Source organism: Gordonia alkanivorans, assembly GCF_004011905.1.
GTDB lineage: Bacteria > Actinomycetota > Actinomycetes > Mycobacteriales > Mycobacteriaceae > Gordonia > Gordonia alkanivorans.
This window is the reverse complement of sequence record NZ_CP027114.1, coordinates 69,669-85,414: the sequence shown is the minus strand read 5'-3', so window position 1 is coordinate 85,414 and position 15,746 is coordinate 69,669. Positions and strand designations below refer to the sequence as shown.

Sequence of the window (15,746 nt, the reverse complement as noted above, 5' to 3'; positions counted from 1 at the left end):
GCTGCCCAACAGCTGCGACACGTGTGCAACTCGCGTTGGTTCCGCCGTAAGCTGGGCCTGTGACCGCCGCAATCTCAGCCGCGACGATCGCGTTCGTACTCGCGCTCATCCTCGGAGTCATCCTGGGTCGCCGTCTCGGCGCCTCCCGGTGGCCCCGACGCTTCTCGCTCGGCTCCTTGTTCGGCCGGGGTAGCACGTCCATGCAATCCGACGCCTCCGGCGCCGCGGCCCTGCCCGTCCCGGCCACCGACCGCGCGCAGGTCCCGAGGGCTGTGCCCGCCTCGGCCGAGATCCGCGATTCCGATGTCGCGTCGACGACCGCCGACGGCCGGATGACCAAGGCCGGCCTGCTGAGCATGGTCGTTCGCAACTCGTCGACCGCCGTTGCGGTGGTCGACGAGTTCCGCGACGTCGTGATGTTCAATCACCGGGCTGTCGAACTGGGGATCGTCCGCGACATGTTGCTCGCCGACCCCGTCTGGGATGCCGTCAAGGACGTCCTCGACACCGGCGTCGAGCAGAACTTCGAGTTCAGTCCACCCACCTCGACCCTCGGCTTCGTCTCCACCGGCCGCACCCCGCGGCCGACCGTCGAACATGTGCGCTGCCTGGCCAAGGTGGTGGCGCAGGACGACGAGCGGTACGCCGTGGTCTACGGCCTCGACGACACCGAACACAAGCGTCTCGAGGCCACCCGCCGCGACTTCGTGGCGAACGTGTCGCACGAACTCAAGACACCGGTCGGCGCGATCGGGCTGCTCGCCGAGGCTCTCCTGGAATCGTCCGACGACGTCGAATCGGTCCAGCACTTCGGCCAGCGGGTAGTGGGGGAGACCAAACGTATGGGCAGGCTGGTGAGTGAGCTGCTCGCGCTGTCGCGCCTGCAGGACGGCGACACCCCCGAGTTCACCCCGATCGACGTCGACGAACTGGTCGACGACGCCCTCGCCGCGGCGACGCTCACCGCCGAGGCGGCGTCGATCGAACTGCGTTCCGACGATCCGCTGGGCGCGACGATCCGCGGCGACCGGCTGCTGCTGTTGACTGCCCTGAACAACCTCATCTCGAACGCCATCTCCTACTCGCCCGCCGACACCGTCGTCTCGATCAGCCGACGCATCATCCGGATCGACGGCCGTCCCATGGTGGCGATCGCCGTCACCGACCGCGGTATCGGCATCGCCCGCGCCGACCAGCAGCGTGTCTTCGAGCGCTTCTTCCGCGTCGACCAGGCGAGGTCGCGGATGACCGGTGGCACCGGTCTGGGCCTGGCGATCGTCAAACACGTGGCCGCCAACCACGGCGGCACGATCAATCTGTGGAGCGAACCCGGTACGGGCTCCACCTTCACTTTGTGTATCCCCGAGGACCTGTCCGACGTGGGCTGGTTCGCTGACGACAAGGAATCCGAGAGTTGACCCACGTGCTGATCGTCGAGGACGAGGAATCGCTGGCCGATCCGCTGGCCTTTCTGCTGCGCAAGGAGGGGTTCGAGGCCAGCATCGTCAACGACGGTGCCCAGGCGTTGCCCGCCTTCGACCGCGTCAGCCCCGACATCGTCCTTCTCGATCTGATGCTCCCCGGGATGTCGGGGACGGAGATCTGCAAGGCCCTGCGTGCCCGGTCGAACGTGCCGGTGATCATGGTGACTGCCCGGGACACCGAGATCGACAAGGTCGTCGGACTGGAGCTGGGCGCCGACGACTACGTGACGAAGCCGTATTCGGCGCGGGAGCTCATCGCCCGCATCCGGGCGGTCCTGCGCCGCGGGGCGGACGCCGGCGACGACGACCTCGATCTCGGTGTCGTCGAGGCGGGCCCGGTCCGGATGGACGTGGAACGACACACCGTGGCGGTCAACGGCGAGCCGATCACGTTGCCGCTCAAGGAGTTCGATCTTCTCGAGTATCTCCTGCGCAATGCCGGCCGCGTGCTGACCCGCGGGCAGCTGATCGACCGGGTCTGGGGAGCGGACTACGTCGGCGACACCAAGACCCTCGACGTGCACGTCAAACGCCTGCGCTCCAAGATCGAGCCGGACCCGGCCAGCCCCAAACACCTCATCACGGTCCGCGGTCTCGGGTACAAGATCGAGGCCTGAAACGGGTGCGCGGTCTCCCGCGCACCCGGCTCACTCCGGCGGCTGCAGCTCGTATTTGACGTCGGTCTCGCGGCGTGCGGTTGCGGCGGTGGTCGCCGGGTGAACGGCGATGAGCCCCAGACCCTTACGGCGCCGGCAGGCGGCCGCGAGTGCTTCGTAGGCGGGGGCGCCGAGGAGCTCGGTCAGCTCGGGCGCATAGGACTCCCACACCTGCTTCGCGCCGACGTGGGCGTCGGGTGACCCCGAGCAGTACCACTTGAGGTCGTGGCCGCCCTCGCCCCATCCGCGACGGTCGAACTCGGTGATCGTGGTCTGCAGGATCTGGGTGCCGTCGGGCCGTTCCACCCAGTCCTGCTCACGGCGCACCGGCAGCTGCCAGCACACGTCGGGCTTGACGGTCAGCGGTTCGAGTCCTTTGCGCAGGGCCATCGAGTGCAGTGCGCATCCGACGCCGCCCTCGAAGCCCGGCCGATTCAGAAAGATGCACGCGCCCTTGTGGAGTCGCGTCTTGAGCGCCGGCTCGTCGTCGAGGTCGCCCTCCTCGAGATACCCCTTGGGGCCGAGCGGGTTCTTGCCCGAGCCCTTCCTGTAGAACTGCCAGTCCTCCGGGGTGAGCATGGAGACGCCGTGGGCGAGACGTTCCCGATCGTCGGAGTCGGACAGGTAGGCGCCGTGGCTGCAGCAGCCGTCGGTCTCGCGTCCGGGCAGGATGCCCTGGCAGGCCGGGGTGCCGAAGACGCACGTCCAGTGCGACAGCAGCCAGGTGAGGTCAGCTCTGATGAAGTGTTCGGGATCGGCCGGATCGACGAATTCGTACCATTCACGCGGAAAGTCGAGTTCGACCTCCGGGGCGGGCGTGATTCGTGGCGCGGACGGCGAGAGTGCGGTCACGACCACAACGGTAGCCGGGATCGTGCCGACACGGAGCCTGCACTACCGTTGACCCGTGCGCTTAGGAGTTCTGGACGTGGGCAGCAACACTGTTCACCTCCTGGTGGTCGACGCCCATCGCGGTGGCCACCCGACGCCCATGAGTTCGACCAAGGCCGTTCTGCGCCTCGCCGAACAGATCGACGCCGACGGGCGGATGAGCGACAAGGCGGTGTCCAAGCTGATCGACTCCGTCACGGAGTTCACCCACATCGCCGGCACCTCCGGATGCGAGCAGATGATGGCTTTCGCAACGTCGGCGGTCCGCGACGCCACCAACTCCGACGATCTGCTCGACGAGGTCGAGCAACGCACCGGGGTGCGTATCACGGTCCTGTCCGGGCGCGACGAGGCGCGGCTCACCTCACTCGCCGTCCGACGCTGGCGCGGGTGGAGCGCGGGACGCATCCTCGCCCTCGACATCGGCGGCGGTTCGCTGGAGATGTCCAACGGCGTCGACGAGGAACCCGACGTCGCGCTGTCGCTGCCGCTCGGCGCCGGACGGCTCACCCGCGACTGGTTGCCCGACGACCCGCCGGACCGGCGTCGGATCGGTGTGCTGCGGGACTGGCTCGACGCGGAACTGCGCGCCCCCGCCAGGGAGCTCCTCGCGCCCGGCGCACCCGACCTGTGTGTCGGCACCTCGAAGACCTTCCGCAGCCTCGCCCGCCTGACCGGCGCGGCACCGTCGAGCGCGGGCCCCCGTGTCCGGCGCGAGCTGACGACGAGCGGACTCCGTCAGCTCATCTCCTTCATCTCCCGCATGACCCGCTCCGACCGCGCCGAACTGGAAGGCGTCAGCGCCGATCGTGCCGGTCAGCTGGTCGCCGGCGCGCTCGTGGCGGAGGCGGCTATGCGGGCCCTCCAAGTCGATACACTGGAAATCTGTCCGTGGGCTCTGCGGGAGGGTGTTATCTTGCGTCGACTCGATGCGGAACCAGCCGACTCATTCGAGCCCTCACAGACGACTGGCGCCCGGGGCGGCGTCGGCTGATCCGGTCTGCGACGCCCACGGGCGCGCGGGATGGGGGAGACGGTCGACGGTGCGTCCACGAGCGCCGAGAGGTACCCAAGCGGATGCGCTCGACCGGCATCCGGTGACGTTCGAGGACGGAGAGCCACTTCATGTCGAAGGATTCGGAACCCGAATCTCGACCCATTTCGGTATCGGAACTACTCGCCCGGTCGCAGGCGGCCGGCGGCACGACGCCCACGCGGCGTGACGGTCGCGGGCGGCGACGCGCAGGTCGCGACGGCTCGGTCTCGGTGTCCGAACTGACCGGCGAGATCCCGAAGATCACCGACGCGCCCGCCACGCAGGCCGACGAGAAACCCGCTTCTGCGGACGAGAACGCGTCCGCGCAGACCGAACCCGCAGTGGTGGAGGCGTCCGAGGTCGAAGCGCCCCAGGCGAAGACCGCCGAGGTCGAGCAGCCGGAGGCCGAGCCGGCCGAGAATGCATCGACCCCGGAACCCTCCGCATCGGAACCTTCCGCACCCGAATCGTCGGCGAGGACCGAGAGCCCGAGCGGTCCGTTCCCGCGGTCGGGGAACCCCGTCGCGCGTCGCGCCGCCGACGACCGCCCGGTCGCCGACCGGTCCCGCCCGGACCGGCCGTTCGCATCGTCCGGTCGCAACGCCAGCGGTATGCCCGGTTACGGCGAGGCACCGCCGGCCACCCGTGACTTCAGCTCGGATTCCGTCGCCCGGCGCATGAGCCCGCCGCGCGACTCGGAACCCGTCGACGAGGAGTCGGCGAACGCGGTCACCGGCATCATCCCGGTCGTGGAAGGTTCCGACGAGGGTCTCGTCGTCGTCGAATCCGACGATGTGGTGACCTATGACCTCAACGAGGTCGACTCGGGTTCCGATCCGCGCGAGCGGGCCGACGGCGGGTTCTCCGACGTCATGGACTTCGATGCCTACCGCAACTTCGCCGACGTGGAGGGCGACACCGACACCGGTGCCCGGCCGGCGGCCGGTACGAGTGGGCCGAAGAAGGGCGCCAAGGCGCTCGGCGGGCTCGCACGCAAGCTGTTCAGCCGCAAAGCGGCCGGCGCCGCCGCGGGAACAGCCGCTTCGGCCGCCGCCTCGACGCCCGGCACGGATTCCGCAACGTCGTCCGCGCCGGGTGGTCGCGCACGAGCCGCCGCAGCACGGGCACGTGACGACGAGAACCCGACCGAGATCATCGAGCCGATCGCGTCCCCGGGGGACGCCGCCCACGACGAGGCGGCAGCGGGGGACTCCCGCGTCGAGGAGACCCGGCCCGCAGAGACCGACGAGACAGAGGCATGGCAGGCGTCGGCCCAGTGGTACGACACCGAGGCGTGGTCGGCGCCGGTCGTCGACGAGGAGGACGACCAGCCTCGCGAGACTCCCGAGCCGGCCGCGGAACCCGAGCCCGTCGACAAGCCCGACACCGCCCGCCTCGCGGAGACCGCCGACCTCGACGAGACCCCCGGCGGTGTCGCCGACGGGCCGGCGGAGGACACCGCCACCATCGCCGGTACGACGCCGCCTGAGCTGGAGGAGGCCGCGAAGCCCGCGGTCAGCGTCGGTGAGGCCGACGAAGCCGAGACCAGGGAAGCCGAGACCAGGGAAGCCGACACCGAGGACGAGAGGTCCCCGGCCGCCGCGTGGCTCCTGATCTTCGGTCAGGCGGTCGTGGGTCTGGTCGTCGGTATCGGCCTGTTCTGGGGCTTCACCGAACTGTGGCGCTGGAACCCCTACTTCGCGCTGGTCCTCGCGGTCCTGGTGATCTTCGGGATCGTCACGCTGTCGCACGTGGTGCGGCGCACCAAGGACCTGACCACGACGCTGCTCGCGTTGGGGGTCGGCCTGCTGGTGACCATCGGTCCACTGGTACTCCTGGCCACGTGACGACGCCCGGGACGCCTCCGCTCCCCAGACCGGAGATACCCATCGGTCTGTCGACCGCCTCGGTCTATCCGCAGAACACCGAGGCGGCCTTCGCCTACGCCGCGGACCTCGGCTACGACGGTGTCGAGCTGATGGTCTGGGGCGACCCGGTCAGCCAGGACATCCGACGCGTGGGATACCTGTCGGACCACTACCAGGTGCCGGTGCTGTCCATCCATGCCCCGTGCCTGTTGATCACCCAGCGGGTGTGGGGTCGCGACCCGGTCGTGAAGCTCGCACGATCGGTGCAGGCGGCCGAGGACCTCGGCGCGTCGACCGTCGTGGTGCACCCACCGTTCCGCTGGCAGCGCGGCTACGTGTCGGCCTTCGACGACCTCGTCGGCGAGCTCGAGGACGACAGCGGCGTCGCCATCGCCGTGGAGAACATGTTCCCGATGCGGGCGGACCGCTTCTTCGGCTCGCGCGAGCCATCCGTACGCCGCCTCCAGAGACGTGGCGGTGGGCCCGGTCTCGCCGCCTCGGCGTTCGGCAAGTCGATCGACCCCACCGACGACGGGTACTCGAACTACACGCTCGACCTGTCGCACACCGCGACGGCCGGTGTAGACGCCCTCGACCTGCTCGATCGCATGGGACCGAACCTCAACCATCTGCATCTCGCGGACGGTCACGGCGCCGCCACCGACGAACACCTCATCCCCGGTGACGGCGGACAACCGTGCGCCGAGGTGTGCCGTCGAATCGCGGAGAGCGACTTCGCCGGTGCGGTCGTGCTGGAGGTCACCACGGGCAGCGCACGCACCAAGCCCGAACGCAGTGCACTGCTCGCGCGTTCGCTAGATTTTGCGCGGCAGCATCTCAAACGGGAGCTGCACCCCGAGAGCGCCGGCCGGCTCGACACCTGACCCCGGAGATCGTCGCGTCCCGGTCTTCCGCCGGCGTCGGGGTCGGCACGACGAAAGCGGGACGATGACCAGCAAGATCGCCGAGGTACTGGCGCTGACCGAGGTGGAGCGCGGTGGTCCCGACTCCATCACCTTGCGAGCGCACATCGACGAGACCTTCACCATCGGACCCAAGGTGCACGGCGGAAGCCTGCAGATGGTGGTGGCGAAGGCGGCGCGCACCGCACTGACCGCCCTCACCCCGGCCCCGGGACCGGACGGCGACACGAAGGCCACCGACGCGGCGGCCGCGATGATCCCGGTCGCCATCGCCAGCGACTACCTCACCGCACCCGACGCCGCCGACGTCGACCTCGCGATCTCCGTGCGCAAACGCGGCCGGACCGTCACGGTCCTCCAGGTCGACGCGGTCCAGCAGGGTCGCACGGTCGTGTCCTCGTCGGTGACGATGGCCCGCCCCGACTCCGGGACCCCGCATCACTCCGGCCCCAACGTGCTCGACGGCACGCCCGCCGAACCCCCGTCGACCGGGATCTCGCTGGACGGTTCGCCGATCGCCGAGATCAACCATCTCGGTGCGGCGGTCGACCTGGTCCTCGACGCCGAGACGTTCCCGATGGTCCGCGGCGAGACCGGTGAGCCGCTCGTGCGCGGGTGGATTCGTCCGAAGGGCCTCGATCCCGACGAGTACTTCGCGGTCCTGGTGTGCGACATCTCGCCGCCGGTGGTCTTCAACCTCGCGATGTTCGGCTGGGCGCCGACCGTGCAGCTGACCACCTACGTGCGCCGGCATCCCGCGCCGGGATGGCTGCGGTTCGCCGCGACGAGTACCGAGGTCGGGCCCGGAATGTTCGAAGAGGATCATCTCGTGGTGGACTCGACCGGGACAGTTGTCGCCCAGTCGCGTCAGTTGGCACTCATTCCCGCAGGAAGGTAGACATTCGTGACCGAACGCATCGCCATCATCGGTGGAGGCAAGATCGGGGAGGCGCTCCTGGCCGGCCTGATCGGCGCCGGAACCCCGACGAAGGATCTCGTCGTCGCGGAGAAGCTCGAATCCCGCGCGTCCGAGATCGCCGACGAATACGGGGTCCTGGTGACCGACGTGAAGACGGCCGCCGAATCCGCGCAGTACGTGTTCCTCGCCGTCAAGCCGGATGCCGTCGACTCGGTGCTGCGGGAGCTGGCCTCGGCCGAGGACAACGCGCAGACCGAGCGCGTGACCGTGACCCTCGTCGCCGGCATCCCGCTGGCCCGCTACGAGAGTGCGCTACAGGCGGGTTCGCCGGTCATCCGCGTCATGCCGAACACGCCGATGCTGGTCAACGAGGCGATGTCCGCGGTGTCAGCCGGACGCTACGTCGGCGATGAGCAGTTGCGCGCCGTCGTCAACATCCTCAAGACCGTCGGCCGGGTGGCCGTGGTGCCCGAGAAGCAGATGGACGCGGTCACCGCCGTGTCCGGGTCCGGTCCCGCCTACGTCTTCCTGCTCGCCGAGGCGATGATCGACGCCGGCGTCGGTCTGGGTCTGACCCGCGCACAGGCGTCGGAGATGACGATCCAGACCATCCGTGGCGCCGGGGTCCTGCTGAGTGATTCCGGGATGTCACCGGTCGATCTGCGGGCCGCGGTGACCTCACCGGGCGGCACGACCGCGGAGGCGATCCGGGAATTCGAGGCGAACGGCCTGCGGCACGCCGTCTACCAGGCCACACGCGCCTGTGCGGCCGCCAGCGCCCGCGGCGGACGTCGAGTGGAAGTCGAGGGTTTGGCGGCGGGACACGCGGTGTCCGACACCCCATGAGTTGTGGTCGACAGGCCGCTAAACCCCAGCATGTTGGGGTCGAGTCCCAGGAATCTCAGAAATCACGGTCCCTCACGTCGCTTTTTTCACATCTGCCACGCTAAGCTGCTTTAAGCACGTGCGTGTCTGATGTCCGCAGGAGGGGAAGCCTGCGGCCGCGACGCGTGCACCGGAGGTATGAGTGATCAATGGCACCTGCAGACACTCCTGGTGACAGGGCGGCCTCGGTGAGCAACGCGACCTCTGCGTCGCAGTTCCTCACCGTCGCCGAAGTTGCGTCGCTGATGCGCGTTTCGAAGATGACCGTTTACCGTCTCGTCCACAACGGCGAACTGCCCGCGGTTCGGGTCGGACGCTCGTTCCGTGTGCACGCGAAAGCGGTGCACGACTACCTGGAGACGTCGTACTTCGACGCCGGCTAGGTTCGGTCTCGGCTGACGCGCCGATCAGCAGTTCTACCCAGCACTCCCGAGGGTGGCCGCACGGCCGCCCCGGGAGTGCTGTGTCTGGTGCGGGTGTCCACCCGGGCCGGCAGACCGTCCCGGTGGTCATTTCGGCCACCGCGATTTCCTGATCCGATACACCGCCCGGTAGGCTCAGTGGTCGCGTACCTGGATGTACCGGTGAGCTCCTCGAGCCGGGTAGTCGACGCCAGTCGACGACCACTGACGAAGCCGATCGAGTGCAGGCCAGGGTCGGTCAAGTACATCAGTGTCAATCGTGAGGAAGCGCCCCCATGGGTTCAGTGATCAAGAAGCGCCGCAAGCGCATGTCGAAGAAGAAGCACCGCAAGCTGCTGCGTCGAACCCGGGTGCAGCGCCGTAAACTCGGCAAATAAGCACTCTCATGGCACCAGGACCCGCCTCGGCGGGTCCTTTTGCTGTTTGAAGGACCCGATCCGGGGCCCTCGACGGGCTGAAACGGGCCGATGACGTTAGCCTCGACGCCATGGCCGAATCCTCCGCAGTGCTGCCCCGGGTCGTCCTGGTGACCGGGGCGTCGACTTTTCTCGGCGGGTACCTTGTCGCAAGGCTCGCGGCCAATCCGCAGATCGAACGTGTGCTGGCCGTGGACTCCCGGGTGCCGCGCAAGGACCTCCTGCGCCGGATGGGGCGTGCGGAGTTCCTGCGTCTGGACATCCGGCGACCCACCATCGCAAAGGCGCTGGTGTCGTACGAGGTCGACACGGTGGTCCACGCCGCGACGTCGATCGCCGACACTGCCCCGCACTCGGCGGCGATCAAGGAATTCAACGTCGTCGGCGCGATGCAGGTCTGTGCGGCCTGCCAGCGGACGCCGTCGGTGAAGCGGCTCGTACTTCGGTCGACCGGGATGGTCTACGGCTCCAGTGCGCACGACCCGTCGCACTTCTCCGAGGAGACCCGCGCACGCCGCGAGCCCAAGCGGGGTTACGGCCGCGACCTCCTCGACGTCGAGGGCTACGTCCGCGGACTCGGACGCCGCCGCCCGGACATCGACATCACGATCGTGCGCCCACAGGCGATGCTCGGACCGCGGATCACCACGCGCATGGGTTCGTACCTGTCGGCGCCGGTCGTCCCGACGGTCATCGGATACCAGCCGCGCCTGCAGTTCCTCCACGAGGAGGACGCACTCGCGGCGATGGAGCACGTGACCCTCGCCGGCAAGCCCGGCACGTTCAACCTCTCCGGTGAGGGTGTGGTGACGTTGTCGCAGGCCATCCGGCGGGTCGGGCACGTCGAACTGCCGGTGCCGAGTGGTCTCCTCGCGCCGATCGCCGGAGTGTTCCAGGACCTGCGCTCGGCGAAGCTCCGTTCCTCGCAGACCGAGTTCCTCACCTACGGCAGGGTGCTGGACACCACCAGGATGCGCACCGAGTTGGGTTTCGTGCCGCGGTACACGACCATGGAAACCCTGGATGACTTCGTGAAACGCAGCGGCGTGACGCCGGTGATCGGGACCGACGTCTGGAGGGCTCTGGAGCAGCGTGTCGTCTCGGCCGCACATCAACTCCAGTGAGTTGTGGATGACATTGGTGCGAGGTGTGGCCGTCGACGTGCGCAACGTCGGTGCAACCTCTAGACTTGGTCGCCAGACCCACATCGCGCGCGGGGGAGTCACTCCACCGCGGGCGACGGGTGAGGACTTCGGGAACATGCTGACGATCACACGGGGAGATCGCGGGTCGTTCCCGGGTTCTCGTTTCATGTCATCGACGACGCAGCGTTACGTCTGCCGGTCTGGGGGATGGCTTGTGACGGAACGACGGCCAGTAGTTCAGGCACCCCGGTTCAGACGTCGAGCAGGGGGTTCACCGACACGGACGATCCACGGGACAGGAACAAGGGGTGAGCGCCTTGCCAGGTAGCGGAGCGACAGATGCGCGTACCGCCAAGGTCATACAGCTCTACGCGTCGCCGTCCGGTCCGGACGCCTCCGCGGATCGCCGCGGCGCACGTGATTCGGGGCGTCGTCGACATCCGAGCCAGCAGGGTCCGGGACACCGCCCGAATACCGGTGCGATGCACGAGGATTCGATGCTCGGTCACCCCAACACCGATGGATTCGGCCGTCCGCCTGCGCGGATCACCCCGATCAGCGACGAGATCGCCCTGTCGGACGAGGCGCTCGGTATCGAGCACCGCGGCCCGTCGAAGTCGAGCCCGCTGTTCAGTCTCGGGGGCATCCGGAACGCCGTCGCCGACACCCTGACCTCCACCGCGGGCTTCATCCGCGAACGGATGGCGGGCGAGTACGAGGTCGACGAGTTCGGATTCGATCCCCATTTCACCGAATCGGTGTGGTTTCCGGCGCTCCGCCAGGTCTACGAGAAGTGGTTCCGCGTCGAGGTCACCGGTATCGAGAATCTGCCGCTCGAGGGCGGTGCGCTGCTCGTTGCCAACCACGCCGGCACCATTCCGGTCGACGCGATCATCACCTCGCTGGCCGTCCGCGACAACCATCCCGACAATCGGTATCTACGTGTCCTCGCCGCCGACATGGCCTTCGACTCACCGGGCATCAGCGAGGTCGCGCGGCGTATCGGCGCGACGCTCGCCTGCAACAACGACGCCGACCGACTCCTGCGCGCCGGTGAACTCACCGCCGTATGGCCGGAAGGGTTCAAGGGCATCGGCAAGCTGTACAAGGACCGGTACAAGCTGCAACGGTTCGGCCGGGGCGGCTTCGTGACGACCGCGCTGCGCAACGCGGCGCCGATCATCCCGGTGTCGATCGTGGGCTCGGAGGAGATCTATCCGATGCTCGCCGACCTCAAGCCGCTCGCCAAGGTGCTCGGCCTGCCGTACTTCCCGATCACGCCACTGTTCCCGTGGCTCGGGCCCCTGGGCATGGTGCCGTTGCCGTCGAAGTGGCACATCCACTTCGGCCGCCCGATCGAGACCGGTTCCTACGACGAGTCGTCGGCGGACGACCCGATGGTGGTCTTCGACCTCACCGACCATGTACGCGAAGAGATTCAGCAGACCCTGTTCCGGATGCTGAGCCGCCGCGGAAGTGTCTACTTCGGCTGACCCCGCATTTCGGCTGACCCCGCATTTCAGCTGACGCAGCGCCCGTCGGCTGCTACCCATTGAGGCATGCGTGCAGTCGTGTGTCGAGCCGGTGAGCTGACCGTCCAGGACGTCCTCACCCCCGTACCGGAAACCGGGCAGGTTCTCCTGCGTGTTCTGCGGGCGGGCATCTGCGGTTCCGACCTCCACGCCCGCGTGCACTGCGATGCGACCGCCGATGTGTCCGGCGAGGTCGGTTACGACGCGTTCATGCGGTCCGACCAGTCGGTCGTCATGGGTCACGAGTTCGCCGGCGAGGTGGTGTCCTACGGTCCCGGATGCCGCAAGCGGTGGGCGCCGGGGACGCCGGTGGTGGCGGTGCCGATGATCCGCCACGGCGACGACGCGCACCTGACCGGCCTGACGGCGTCGGCCCCGGGCGCCTACGCGCAGTTCGTGCTGGTGTCGGAGGACATGACCTTCGAGATCCCCGACGGGCTGTCGGTCGACCACGCCGCCCTCACCGAACCCCTTTCCGTCGCCCATCACGCGGTCCGACGCGGCGAGGTCGGCCGGCGCGATGTCGCCGTGGTGATCGGGTGCGGGCCCATCGGCCTCGCGGTCATCGCCATGCTCAAGGCGTCGGGCGTGCGCACCGTGATCGCGAGCGACCTGTCCGAGGGACGCCGGGCGCTGGCCGGCCGCGTCGGCGCCGACATCGTCGTCGACCCGGCCGTGGAGTCGCCGTTCGACCGGTGTGCGCAGGAGGGGAAATACGTCACCGCCGCGCAGGACCTGCTCGGCACCGCATTCGATGCCATGCACACCCTGCGTCGAATTCCGTTGGCCCCGTGGAACTCCCTGTTCCGGATCGCCGATCGGCTCGGCGCGACGCCGAAGGGGCCGGTGATCTTCGAATGCGTGGGCACCCCCGGCATGATCGAGCACATCGTGTCCAACGCCCCGTTCCGCTCACGTGTCGTCGTGGTCGGTGTGTGCATGGAACCGGACACGTTCCGCCCGGCGATGGCGCTCAACAAGGAGATCGAACTGCGATTCGTGTTCGTCTACGACCCGGCCGAATTCCACGAGACGCTGCAGATGATCGCCGCGGGCAAGGTCGACGTCGCGCCGATGATCACTGCGACGGTCGGACTCGAAGGGGTCGCGCCGGCGTTCGATGCGCTCGGGTCGGCCGCCCACCACGCGAAGGTGCTGATCGACCCGATGAGTGAGGTCGCCTCGCTCTGAACAGGATCAGGTCGCGAGGTCGAGGGCGGCGCGGACGATCGAATCGGCATCGATGCCGTGGAGGCGGTACACGTCCTCGAGCGAGCCGACCTGGCCGAACCGGCTGACCCCGAGCGCCGCACCCGGCACGTTGTTGATGCCGGTCAGGAAGGCGAGGGTGTGCGGATGTCCGTCGAGGACGGTGACCATCGGTGCCGCGCGCCCGGGCGGGAACACCTGGTCGAGAATCCACGACGCGGCCTCGGCGAGCCCGCGTCGGGCCTGTAGCGCCTCGAAGATCAGTCCGGGGCTCGTCACGCAGACGACGTCGGCGGCGACGCCCTGATCCGCCAGGCGGTCGGCGGCGGCCAGTGTCTCCGTGCTGACCGCACCCATCCCGACCAGCGTGACCTGCGGGGATTCGCTGCGACGCAACAGGTATCCGCCGGCCACCACCTGACGGCGGCGGCGTTCACGGGCGGCCGGGTCGTCGGGGACCGCGGCGAGTCGCTGGTCGACCGGCCGCGTCGACAGCCGCAGGTACGACGAGGTCCCGTCGGGGCGTCCGAGCCGGCCGATGCACGCCAGCAGCGTCCACTCGACGTCGATCGCGAAGGCAGGTTCGTAGCTGACGCACCCGGGTTGTTCCAGGCCGATCGACGGTGTCGTGATCGATTGGTGCGCTCCGCCTTCCGCTGCCAGCGTGACGCCGGACGGGGTACCCACCAGGATCGACTGGCCGCCGGCGTAGATGCCGTAGGACCACGGCTCGAGTGTGCGCTCCACGAACGGGTCGTAGAGCACGCCGATCGGGAACAGCGGTTCGCCCCAACGACTCCAGGTGGCGCCGAGCTCGCCGATCAGTCCGGCCAGGTTCGTCTCGGCGATACCGAGTTCCATGTGCTGGCCGGTCGGTCGTTCCCGCCAGTGCATGATCGTCTCCGCGTCGTCGGCGAACCAGTCGCGGCGTTCGTTCGGCGACCACACCCCGACCTTGTTCAGCCAGCCGGCGAGATTGGTCGTCGAGCTGACGTCGGGGCTCACGGTGACGACCCGGGCCGAGGCCTCGGGAGCCTCCCGGGACAGGGCGAGGAGCGTACGGCCCAGTGCGGCTTGCGTTGTCGACGTTCCCGACGGTGTCTTCCCGGTGTCGGTCGGGACCGCGGGCGGTGCCGTGGGCGCGACGGGTTCGCGCCGAAGTCGCTCGGCCGTCGCGGCACACAGCCGGCCCTCGTCGGTGTCCTCGTCGAACCGTCCCCACGGATGGCTCGGGTCGAGCCCCAGCGACGCCGCCAGCTCGTCGTACTGTTCGACGGTGAGCAGCGACGAGTGGTTCTGCGGGTGGCCCTCGATCGGCAGTCCGTTGTCCTTGATGGTGTAGGCGAGGATGACCGTCGGACGGGTGTCGTCGATCTGCTCGTAGGCGCCGACCAGGGCGTCGAGGTCGTGGCCACCGAGGTTGCGGATGGCCTCGAGGAGGGTCTCGTCGTCGACCTCGGTGATGAGCGCGGCGACCGCGTCCGCGTCGGGACCCGCTCCCGGCAGGCGTTCGCGGACCTCGCCGGCGTCGCACCGCAGCAGGCGTTGATACTCGGGGTTGGGCATGTCGAGGATGCGCGAACGCAGCGCGGACCCGCCCGCCCGCGCGAACAGATCCTCCAGCAGCCGGCCGAACTTCACCATGATCACCTGCCACCCGGCGGCGGCGAACATGGCCTCCAGGCGTCCGGCGGCGATGTTGGGGACGACCCGGTCCAGGGACTGCCGGTTGAGGTCGACGATCCAGACGATCTCGCCGAGCTCGGCCACGGAGGGGTCGAGGATCGCCTCCCAGACCGCGCCCTCGTCCAGTTCGGCGTCGCCGACGAGCGAGTACTGCCGGGCGAGCACCGTGGGCGAACGCCGGTCGGCGGCAACCGCATCGGGGCCGCCGACCGTCGTGTCGAGATAGCGGCGTGCCACCGCACCCCAGATGGGCGCGGTCGCACCGATTCCCACCGACCCGGTCGAATAGTCCACCGCGTCGGGGTCTTTCGTGCGGCTCGGATACGACTGGAGTCCGCCGAACTGCCGCAGCGTCGTCAGATACGACTCGTCGAGACCGTCGAGCAGGTAGTTGATGCCGTGCAGGACCGGCGACGCATGGGGTTTGACCGAGACCCGATCACCCGGCCGCAGTTGCGAGAACCACAGCGACGTCATGATCGACACCATCGAGGCGCACGACGCCTGGTGCCCGCCGACCTTCAGGCCCGACGGGTTCGGCCGAACCCGGTTGGCGTGGTGGATCATCGACGTCGACAGCCAGAGCACGCGCTGCTCGATCGTGCGCAGCGGATCGGGTGTGGCGGTCGCGCCTGCTCCGGGTCCGGGATCGGTGAGGGTCTCGTCCGTCATGG

14 protein-coding genes are annotated in these 15,746 nt (G+C 68.7%); 12 read left to right on the top strand and 2 right to left on the bottom strand.

What is annotated here, in order from left to right:
* Nucleotides 1–59: 59 nt before the first annotated feature.
* Both C5O27_RS00330 and C5O27_RS00325 read left to right on the top strand, forming a co-directional pair.
* Complete coding sequence (locus C5O27_RS00330; protein ID WP_127961595.1) at nt 60–1,418, top strand: sensor histidine kinase; 1,359 nt, start codon at nt 60–62, stop codon at nt 1,416–1,418.
* Complete coding sequence (locus C5O27_RS00325; RefSeq protein ID WP_006358524.1) at nt 1,415–2,101, top strand: response regulator transcription factor; 687 nt, start codon at nt 1,415–1,417, stop codon at nt 2,099–2,101. The genes C5O27_RS00330 and C5O27_RS00325 overlap by 4 nt, the downstream gene beginning before the upstream one ends.
* Nucleotides 2,102–2,131: 30 nt before the next feature.
* Here C5O27_RS00325 and C5O27_RS00320 read toward each other — a convergent pair whose 3' ends face one another.
* Nucleotides 2,132–2,992, bottom strand: coding sequence for a DUF3109 family protein (locus tag C5O27_RS00320; RefSeq protein WP_127961594.1), 861 nt, complete (start codon nt 2,990–2,992; stop codon nt 2,132–2,134).
* 55 nt (nt 2,993–3,047) lie between these two features.
* Between C5O27_RS00320 and C5O27_RS00315 the strand changes: the two genes are divergently transcribed.
* From C5O27_RS00315 to C5O27_RS00270, 10 genes are all read left to right on the top strand, one after another.
* The gene (locus C5O27_RS00315; protein WP_187346464.1) at nt 3,048–4,025 is read left to right on the top strand and encodes a Ppx/GppA family phosphatase; all 978 of its coding nucleotides are present in this window, start codon (nt 3,048–3,050) and stop codon (nt 4,023–4,025) included.
* Between the two features lie 131 nt (nt 4,026–4,156).
* Nucleotides 4,157–5,914, top strand: a complete 1,758-nt coding sequence (locus C5O27_RS00310; protein WP_127961593.1) for a hypothetical protein — start codon at nt 4,157–4,159, stop codon at nt 5,912–5,914.
* Complete coding sequence (locus tag C5O27_RS00305) at nt 5,911–6,819, top strand: sugar phosphate isomerase/epimerase family protein (protein WP_127961592.1); 909 nt, start codon at nt 5,911–5,913, stop codon at nt 6,817–6,819. The genes C5O27_RS00310 and C5O27_RS00305 overlap by 4 nt, the downstream gene beginning before the upstream one ends.
* A 64-nt stretch (nt 6,820–6,883) precedes the next feature.
* On the top strand, nt 6,884–7,756 hold the full coding sequence (locus C5O27_RS00300) for a thioesterase family protein (protein ID WP_127961591.1): 873 nt from the start codon (nt 6,884–6,886) through the stop codon (nt 7,754–7,756).
* 6 nt (nt 7,757–7,762) lie between these two features.
* Entirely contained in the window at nt 7,763–8,623 is an 861-nt protein-coding gene (gene proC, locus C5O27_RS00295) for a pyrroline-5-carboxylate reductase (RefSeq protein ID WP_035751763.1), read from the top strand.
* A 188-nt stretch (nt 8,624–8,811) separates the two neighbouring features.
* Nucleotides 8,812–9,045 (top strand): helix-turn-helix domain-containing protein, encoded by a 234-nt coding sequence (locus C5O27_RS00290; RefSeq protein ID WP_006358531.1) that lies wholly within the window; start codon nt 8,812–8,814, stop codon nt 9,043–9,045.
* Nucleotides 9,046–9,359: 314 nt separating this feature from the next.
* Nucleotides 9,360–9,461, top strand: a complete 102-nt coding sequence (locus tag C5O27_RS00285; RefSeq protein WP_003402602.1) for a 30S ribosomal protein bS22 — start codon at nt 9,360–9,362, stop codon at nt 9,459–9,461.
* A gap of 110 nt (nt 9,462–9,571) precedes the next feature.
* Nucleotides 9,572–10,624, top strand: a complete 1,053-nt coding sequence (locus tag C5O27_RS00280; RefSeq protein ID WP_006358532.1) for an NAD-dependent epimerase/dehydratase family protein — start codon at nt 9,572–9,574, stop codon at nt 10,622–10,624.
* Between the two features lie 518 nt (nt 10,625–11,142).
* A complete protein-coding gene (locus C5O27_RS00275; protein WP_127963723.1) occupies nt 11,143–12,138 on the top strand; it encodes a lysophospholipid acyltransferase family protein in 996 nt (331 codons plus the stop codon).
* A gap of 66 nt (nt 12,139–12,204) precedes the next feature.
* Nucleotides 12,205–13,368 (top strand): zinc-binding dehydrogenase, encoded by a 1,164-nt coding sequence (locus tag C5O27_RS00270; protein WP_127961590.1) that lies wholly within the window; start codon nt 12,205–12,207, stop codon nt 13,366–13,368.
* Between the two features lie 6 nt (nt 13,369–13,374).
* On the opposite strand, the gene C5O27_RS00265 is transcribed toward C5O27_RS00270, so the two are convergent.
* Nucleotides 13,375–15,744 carry a transketolase-like TK C-terminal-containing protein gene (locus C5O27_RS00265; RefSeq protein WP_127961589.1) on the bottom strand — a complete coding sequence of 790 codons (2,370 nt, stop codon included), beginning with the start codon at nt 15,742–15,744 and terminating at the stop codon, nt 13,375–13,377.
* Nucleotides 15,745–15,746 lie beyond the last annotated feature (2 nt).

Bases quoted from the DNA above. Each gene is read 5' to 3' on its own strand.
- C5O27_RS00265 (WP_127961589.1), bottom strand. From the start codon at position 15,744: ATGACGGACGAGACCCTCACCGATCCCGGACCCGGAGCAGGCGCGACC.
- C5O27_RS00285 (WP_003402602.1), top strand. From the start codon at position 9,360: ATGGGTTCAGTGATCAAGAAGCGCCGCAAGCGCATGTCGAAGAAGAAG.
- C5O27_RS00270 (WP_127961590.1), top strand. From the start codon at position 12,205: ATGCGTGCAGTCGTGTGTCGAGCCGGTGAGCTGACCGTCCAGGACGTC.
- C5O27_RS00280 (WP_006358532.1), top strand. From the start codon at position 9,572: ATGGCCGAATCCTCCGCAGTGCTGCCCCGGGTCGTCCTGGTGACCGGG.
- C5O27_RS00310 (WP_127961593.1), top strand. From the start codon at position 4,157: ATGTCGAAGGATTCGGAACCCGAATCTCGACCCATTTCGGTATCGGAA.
- C5O27_RS00300 (WP_127961591.1), top strand. From the start codon at position 6,884: ATGACCAGCAAGATCGCCGAGGTACTGGCGCTGACCGAGGTGGAGCGC.
- C5O27_RS00290 (WP_006358531.1), top strand. From the start codon at position 8,812: ATGGCACCTGCAGACACTCCTGGTGACAGGGCGGCCTCGGTGAGCAAC.
- C5O27_RS00275 (WP_127963723.1), top strand. From the start codon at position 11,143: ATGCTCGGTCACCCCAACACCGATGGATTCGGCCGTCCGCCTGCGCGG.